Source organism: Dellaglioa sp. CoH-56-MRSF-12 (assembly GCF_056782075.1).
In genome coordinates this window covers 1-230 of record NZ_JBXAYD010000183.1, presented here as the reverse complement: position 1 = coordinate 230, position 230 = coordinate 1, and the positions used below count along the sequence as shown (strand labels likewise).

Below are 230 nucleotides of genomic sequence, written 5' to 3'. Positions count from 1 at the left end.
CAGTGGACCAGTTCGTCGGCGGCACGGTCTACCAGGGCTTCCTCAGCGCCCTGAACTACCACCGCTGGCACAGCCCCGTCGCCGGGACGATCGTCCGCGCCTACGTCCAGCCCGGCACCTACTTCTCGGAAGCCGACTCGGAGGGCGCCGATGCGGTGGAGGCGATGGCGTCGCAGGGCTACCTCGCCCACGTCGCCGCCCGCGCGATCATCCTCATCCAGGCCGACAAC

Annotated in this window: 1 protein-coding gene; it reads left to right on the top strand. The window is 70.0% G+C overall.

What is annotated here, in order from left to right; translation table 11 throughout:
* On the top strand, positions 1-230 hold a 230-nt coding region (locus AC1RPY_RS08250), incomplete at both ends, for a phosphatidylserine decarboxylase (protein ID WP_481763199.1).